Raw genomic sequence first — 7,301 nt, forward strand, 5'->3', positions numbered from 1 at the left:
GCCGTCTCCCCTGCTCGCGGGCGGGGTTGTCGGTGCCGCATGCCAGGATGGAGCCGTGCCACCCACAGCGTTCGCCACCGCGTTCATCGGCCGGGACGAGGAAATCGCCCGGCTCTCAGGCGTGCTGGAGCGCGCCCGTGCCGGGGAGGCGCGGGCCGTGCTGCTCGCCGGGGACGCCGGCGTCGGCAAGACGCGCGTGCTGGACGAGACCGCGGCGCGGGCCGCGCGCACCGGCACGACCGTGCTGACCGGGCACTGCGTCGACCTCGGGGACGTCGGCCTGCCCTATCTGCCGTTCACCGAGATCCTGGGCGTGCTCGCCGGGGACGAGCGCTTCGCGGCCGTCCTCGCCGCGCATCCCGTCGTCGGCCGGCTGCTCGGCGGCGGGCCGGACGACGCCGTACGGGACCTGGGCGGACGGCTGCGGCTGTTCGAGGGGATGGCGGGCCTGCTCGCCGACCTCGCGGACGTCAACCCGCTCCTGATCGTCCTTGAGGACCTGCACTGGGCCGACGAGTCCTCCCGGGACCTGCTGCGGTTCCTGCTGAGCCGGGGTGTCCTGCAGCGGCCCGCGGGCGGCGCCCCCGCCCATCGGCTGGCGCTGCTGGCCTCCTACCGCGCGGACGATCTGCACCGCCGGCATCCGCTGCGGCCGCTGCTGGCCGAGCTGGTGCGGCTGCCGGGCGTGGAGCGGCTGGAGCTGCGGCCCCTGGCGGACGCCGAGGTGACCCGTCTGGTGCGCGCCCTGGAGGACCGTCCGCTGCCGGAGACCACGGTGCGCCGCATCGTGGAGCGCGCCGAGGGCAACGCCTTCTACGCCGAGGAGCTGCTCGCCGCGACGGACACCGGGGCGGGCGGGGTACCGAGCGGTCTGGCCGACCTGCTGATGATCCGCGTGGAGCAGCTCTCGGAGACCGCCCAACTGGTGCTGCGCACCGCGGCCGTGGCCGGACGGCGGGTGGAGCACGACCTGCTGCGGGACGCGCTCGCCCTGCCCGAGGACGAGCTGGAGTCGGCGCTGCGCGAGGCCATAGGCCGCCAGCTCCTCGTCGCGGGCGCGGGCGGCACATACGCCTTCCGGCACGCGCTCGCGCGCGAGGCGGTGTACGCCGACCTCCTCCCGGGGGAACGGGCCCGGCTGCACGGTGCGTTCGCCCGCCTGCTCGGCGGCCGGGGGCATCGCGCCGAGACCGCCGCCGAGCGGGCCCACCACTACCGCGAGAGCCATGACCTGCCGGAGGCGCTCGCCGCCTCCCTGGAGGCCGCCGACCACGCCCAGCGGGTGGGGGCGCCCGCCGAGGAGCTGCGCCAGCTGGAGACCGCGCTCGACCTGTGGCCCACGGTGGACGCAGCCGCCCGCCCCTCGGGCGAGGGCCTGGACCGGGTCACGCTCATGCTGCGCGCCTCGGCGGCCGCCGCGCACGCGGGGCAGGGGCACCGCGCGGTCTCGCTGACCCGCGCCGCGCTCGCCGGGGTGGACCAGGACGCCGACTCCGAACTCGCCGCCCGCGTGCGGTACACGCTGGCCGGCACCCTCCTCGGCGTCGACAGTCTGACCGCGGCGTTCCGCTACAGCAGCGAGGCCCTGGCCATGATCCCGGCAGAGCCGCCGTCCCCGACCTGGGTGTGGGCCGCGGCCACCCATGTCCTGGCGGCCCGTCAGGTCGGCGAGACCGAGACCGCGCTGCGGGTCGCCCGGCAGGCGCTGGGCGTCGCGGACCGGCTGCGGGTGAGAGACGCACAGGCCGACCTGCTGATCTCGCTCGCCATCCTGGAGGGCGGCGGCAGGCGCTCCGCCGAGGGCCGCGAGCGCCTGCGCGAGGCCCGCGAGCTGGCCCGGCGGGCCGGCAGCGCCCCGGTGGAGATGCGGGCCCTGTTCAACCTGGCCATCGGCTGCTACGAGGCCGGGGAGTTCGAGGAGTGCCTGCCCTGGCTGGCCGACGGCCTGGACCGGGCCCGCCGGGCCGGCCTGCTCTCCTCGCCGTATCCGCTGGAGATGCGCTACCTGCAACTGCTGCTGCTCCACACCCTGGGCCGCTGGGACGAGTGCGTGCGGACGGCGGCGGCCGACCTGGCCGTCCTGCCCTCGGCGGGCGGGTACGCGGCCGGGCCCGCGCTGTACGTCGCGCTGGCCCGCGGCGAGGCGGGGGCCGTCGAGCGGGCCGAGGCCCTGACGGAGGGCGCCGCCGACTGGATGGCGACGCTCGTCGCGGCCGTCGTGCGAACCGACGCGGCGGCCCTGCGGGGTGACGCCGAGGCGGCGGTGACGCAGTTGCGCGCCTCCCTGGAGGCGCTGACCGACGACACGGGCGGCCCCCTCGACGTCACCGTCCGGCTCGTCGCGCTCGCCCTCACTCCGGTCGCGGACACGGCCGCCTCGGCCCGCGCCGGTGGCGACGAGGCCACGGCGGCCCGTTGGGCGGGGGTCGCGGAGGAACTGGTGGATCTGGCACGGACGGCTGCGCGGCGCGGCGAGGCCGGGGTGCCGCAGGGTCCGGAGGGGCAGGCCTGGCTGGCCCGTGCCGAGGCCGAGCGGGCTCGGGCGGCCGGCGAACCGGACGCGGCTGCCTGGGAGAAGGCCGCGGCCGCCTTCGAGTTCGGCGACGTGTACGAGCGCGCGCGGTGCCGGCTGCGGCTGGCGGAGGCCCTGTTGGCGGCCGGCCGGCGCGAGGAGGCGGCCGGCGAGGCCCGCGCCGCCCGCGAGACGGCCGTACGGCTGCGGGCGGCGCCGCTGCTGGAGCGGGTGGACGCCCTGATCCGGCGCGGCCGGCTCGCGCCCGCGCCGCCCGGCCGGGAGGGACCGGCCGCCCTCACCGCGCGCGAACAGGACGTCCTGCGGCTGCTCGCCCTGGGCCGCAGCAACCGTCAGATCGGCGAGGAACTCTTCATCAGCGGCAAGACGGCCAGCGTCCACGTCTCCAATATCCTGGCCAAGCTGAGCGCGTCCAGCCGTACGGAGGCGGTGGCGATCGCCCACCGGGAAAGGCTGTTGGAGGCGGAGCCGGGGACGGGGACAGGGACGGGGACATCGGGCTGAGGTCGGCTGAGGTCGAGCGGGGGATTCGCTCGGGAACCCCTCCGTCCTGCCGTCCGTTCTTCCGGCGAGTCCCTGTGAGGGTCGGGACCGGGACATCGGGCGGCACGATGAGTGAGTTGGTTTCCGGGGCCAATGTGGCCCTGCCGGAAGGTGCGCTGGCTGTCCGGGTGTCCGGTCCCTTCGACGTGTGCGCGCTGGTCACGGACGACAGCGGCAAGGTCGGCGGGGACGCCGACTTCGTGTTCTACAACCAGCCGACGGCGCCGGGGGCCGGGCTGCGCGGCGACACGCTCACGCTGGAACCGGCGCGGCTGCGGGCCGGGGCGACCCGGGTCACGGTGGTCGTCAGCGCGGCGGAGCCGGGCACACCGCCGGCCCGGCTGCCCGCGCCCACCCTCCGGGTCACCGACCGGCAGGGCCGCGCCCTCGCCCGGTTCACCCCGCCGCCCGCCCGGCAGGAGACGGTGCTGCTGCTCGCGGAGGTGTACCGGCGCGGCGGCGTGTGGAAGCTGCGGGCGCTGGGCCAGGGGTACGCGGACGGACTGGCCGGGCTGGCCCGGGACTTCGGGGTGGAGGTCACCGACGAAGGGACCGCTCCCCCACCCCGCGGCGTCACCACACCCGCACGCGTCCCCGCCGCCGACCCGGACGGGTTTGCCGGGTCGGTCAACTCCGCGCGCGCCGCGGCCGGTTCACCGCCCGTGTCGCTGGACGCCCGGCTGGTCTCGGCGGCCCGTACGCACGCCGCCGTGATGGCCGCGGCCGGCCGGCTGGGCACGACGGGCGCCGACGGTGTCTCCGTCCACCAGCGCGTCACGGCCGCCGGCTTCCGCTACCTCGCGGTGGGCGAGCACCTGGTCTGCGGACCCCGCACCCCGGCCGAGTTCCTCGCGTACTGCCTGCGCACCGACCAGGCCCGGCGCACCCTGCACGACCCGGCGTTCACCCATGCGGGCCTGGCCCAGGCGAAGGACGGCCGTACCGGTGACGTCTTCTGGACGGCCCTGTGGGCGAGCACGCTGACACCGGCCGGGCTGGCCGGGACCGAGGCGGAGGTCATCGACCGCACCAACCGGGAGCGGGCGCGGGCGGGACTGCGGCCCCTCGCCTCCGATCCGCAGCTGGCCACGGCCGCCCGCGCGTACAGCGCCGACATGGCCGCCCGATCCTTCTACTCGCACACCTCGCCGGAGGGCAGTCAGCCCTGGGACCGGGCCGCCGCCGCGGGGTCGGCCCGGCGCACGATCGGCGAGAACATCGCCTGCGGTCAGCGCTCCCCCGCCGAGGTGGTCGAGGGCTGGATGAACAGCCCCGGCCACCGCGCCAACATCCTCAAGCCCGCCTTCACCCACATCGGCGTCGGCTTCGCGGGCGGCGGCCCGTCCGCCACGTACTGGACCCAACTCTTCGGCGCCTGACGCCCGATGGGCCGGCCGGCCCTCTCGGTCCCGCCGAGTGATGTGCGCCTCACAGGCAACCCGGCCCGCCGTACGCACCACCTGATCGGCAACAGCACCACCCACGGCACCCGGTGACGCCCGCGTCTCGGTGGAGACCTGGCGGCCGCGCTCGTCGAGGGGACACCACCGGCAGGTGTCCGCCGTGGAGGCGGCGCTCGCCGGGGCGCCGCTGCGCACCCGGGCCGCCGGCGACCTGCGCTCACTGTTCGACTTCCTGGTGCGGCGCGACCTCTGACCACCGCCCGGATCCCGGTTGACCTGGGCCACCGCCGCGCGACAGGGTGCACAGAGCGTGCGGCACAGCGCGCGGGAAAGGTGGTCGTCTTGATCGGCATCACGGACATCGAAGCCGCGGCGGAGCGGATCGCCGGGCACGTCGTCCGCACCCCGACCCTCCCGAGTCCTGGGCTCTCCGGCCTGCTCGGCGTCCCCGTCACCGTCAAGCTGGAGCTGCTCCAGCGCACCGGCTCCTTCAAGGCGCGCGGGGCGGCGGCGAAGCTGCTCTCGCTCGACGAGGCGGAGCGGGCGGCCGGCGTGGTGGCGGTGAGCGGCGGCAATCACGGGATCGCGGTGGCGGTCATGGCCGCCGCCCTCGACGTGAAGGCCACGGTCGTCATGCCGCGTTCGGCACCCGCCCGCGCCATCGAGATCGCCGAGGAGGCGGGCGCCTCGGTGCGGCTGACGGACGGGATGGGCAGCGCGTTCGCGCTGGTGAACGACCTACGGGACGAGGGCCTGACGCTGGTCCACCCCTTCGACGACCCGGTGGTGATCGCCGGGCAGGGCACGGTCGGCCTGGAGTTCGCGCAGGACGCCGCCGACGAGCTGACGGACGTCGTGGTCAGCGTCGGAGGCGGCGGACTGATCTCCGGTGTCGCCGCGGCCCTGCGGGCGCTGCGGCCGCGGGTGCGGATCTGGGGCGTGGAGACCGAGGGCGCGGAGGCCATGGCGGAGGCACTGAAGGCCGGCGGTCCGGTGCCGGTGGAGGTGTCGTCCATCTCCACCACGCTGAGCGCGCCGTCCGTCGCACCGCTGACGTACGAGCATGTCGCGGCGCTGGTGGGCGAGGTGCTCGTGGTGCCGGACCGGGAGGCCGTACGGGGCTGTCTGGAGCTGGCCGAGCACGCCAAGGTGTGGACCGAGCCGGCCGCCGGGTGTCTGCTGCCGGCCGCCCGCCGGATCATGGAGCGGGTGGGCCCGGACGCCCGGCTGGGGCTGGTGGTCTGCGGGGGCAACGCGTCGGCGGCGGACATGGCGTCCTGGGCCGAGCGTTTCGGACTGCGCTGACGATTCGGGCCGCGCTGACGATTCGTACCGCGCCGACGACTCGTACCGTGTCGGCGATTCCGCTGTGCGGACGCGTCCGACCGCCCCGAGGTTTTCGGTGTGCGTGTGCGCGGCGCCGGAAAAATCGCCCGCGGCGCTCGTCGTCCGGGAATGGACCGACGCCCGTCGCGCGCGATTCCGTTGACGCCCGCCAGTCGTTTACCCCTGGTTACACCCCTGGACGGCCCGAAGTAATTTCCTTTCCTCGCACATACGATCGGCACCTCGCCCGCTTTTTTGAATGAAAGACAGAAATCCCGGCGGAGTTGCGGATCTCTTGAACGCACACCCTCTCGATCGCCGTACCACTGGGAAAGGTGAGCAGTCGGGGGTTCAGCGAGGGATGACCATGGTCAAGGCGCACGTCTCCACGCACGAGTTGGTCGCGGGCCGCTACCGGCTCCTCGACGTCGTCCACCGCGAGACGAACCGCGTCGGCTGGTACGGCGAGTACGCCGACGACGCGCCCGGCACCCGCCCGTGTCTGGTCACCCGGATCGGGCTGCCCGCGGGCCTCGGCGAGGAGGACGCGCACCGGGCCGCCGAGCGTGTGGTGCGGATGTCCGAGACGATGGCCAGGGTGTGCCCCGGCCGGGTAGCCACCGTTTACGACGCCCTGGCGGAGGGCGAGTCCCTGTGGACCGTGACCGAGTGGATCGACGGCCTCCCACTGGGTCAACTGATCGAGCAGCGGCGGGTGTTCCCGCCCGCCCGTGCCGCCCGGATCGGGCTGGAACTGCTCGACGTGCTGGAGGCCGCGCACGGCGAGGGCATCACCCACGGCGAGCTGAGTCCTGGTCAGGTGTTCGTACGGGCGCGCGGTCCCGTCGTCGTCACCGGCTTCGGCCTCGCGGGCGCGACCCTCGCTCCCCGCCTCGCCGCCCCCTCGTACGCCTCCCCCGAGCAGGCGCGGGACGAGCGGATCGGGCCGGCGGCGGATCTGTGGGCGGTGGGCGCGATCCTCTACACGATGGTCGAGGGCCGGCCTCCGTACCGGGACCGTGACCGGCCGGAGGCCACGCTGAAGGGCGTGGACCGGCTGCCGTTGCGCACCCCACTGCGGGCCGGTCCGCTCGGGCCCGTCGTCCAGGGCCTGCTGCGCAAGGACTCGCGGGAGCGGATGACCCGGCCGGCGGTGCGCCAGAGCCTCGCCCGGGTCCTGGACGAGGACACGCATGGGGTGCCCGCGCCCCGGCTGCGGCGCGCGTACGCCGTCGCACGGGGCGCCGGTCCGCGGTGGAGCGGGCGGGCCATGGCGGCCGGGACCGCGCTGGCCGTGGTCGGCGTGACGGTGGCCGCCCTGGCCGCGACGGGCCAGTTGCCCGGCACCGAGAACATGTCGTCCGACAGCGCGCAGGCCCGCCCGACCGCGCCCAGCGCCCCGCCCGGCGAGGACGGCGCCGACAGAGCCCCCCAGGTGCCGACGCCGGTCCCCAGCCCGCCGGCCGCGTCCTCACCGCCCGCGGCCTCCCCCAGCC

General features: G+C 75.8%; 4 protein-coding genes. All 4 read left to right on the plus strand.

Annotated features, from left to right (window positions below; all coding sequences use genetic code 11):
* The first annotated feature begins 55 nt into the window (after positions 1 to 55).
* A complete protein-coding gene (locus tag P1P75_RS09730; RefSeq protein ID WP_319253579.1) occupies positions 56 to 3,037 on the plus strand; it encodes an AAA family ATPase in 2,982 nt (993 codons plus the stop codon).
* 107 nt (positions 3,038 to 3,144) lie between these two features.
* Positions 3,145 to 4,455, plus strand: a complete 1,311-nt coding sequence (locus P1P75_RS09735) for a CAP domain-containing protein (RefSeq protein WP_319253581.1) — start codon at positions 3,145 to 3,147, stop codon at positions 4,453 to 4,455.
* Positions 4,456 to 4,821: 366 nt separating this feature from the next.
* Positions 4,822 to 5,784 (plus strand): threonine/serine dehydratase, encoded by a 963-nt coding sequence (locus tag P1P75_RS09740; RefSeq protein WP_319253583.1) that lies wholly within the window; start codon positions 4,822 to 4,824, stop codon positions 5,782 to 5,784.
* 382 nt (positions 5,785 to 6,166) lie between these two features.
* The coding region (locus P1P75_RS09745; RefSeq protein ID WP_319253585.1) for a serine/threonine-protein kinase at positions 6,167 to 7,301 on the plus strand (1,135 nt) is incomplete at its 3' end.

The sequence above is a fragment of the Streptomyces sp. ID05-39B genome (genome assembly GCF_033794725.1).
Lineage (GTDB): Bacteria > Actinomycetota > Actinomycetes > Streptomycetales > Streptomycetaceae > Streptomyces > Streptomyces bobili.

Bases quoted from the DNA above. Each gene is read 5' to 3' on its own strand.
- P1P75_RS09735 (WP_319253581.1), top strand. From the start codon at position 3,145: ATGAGTGAGTTGGTTTCCGGGGCCAATGTGGCCCTGCCGGAAGGTGCG.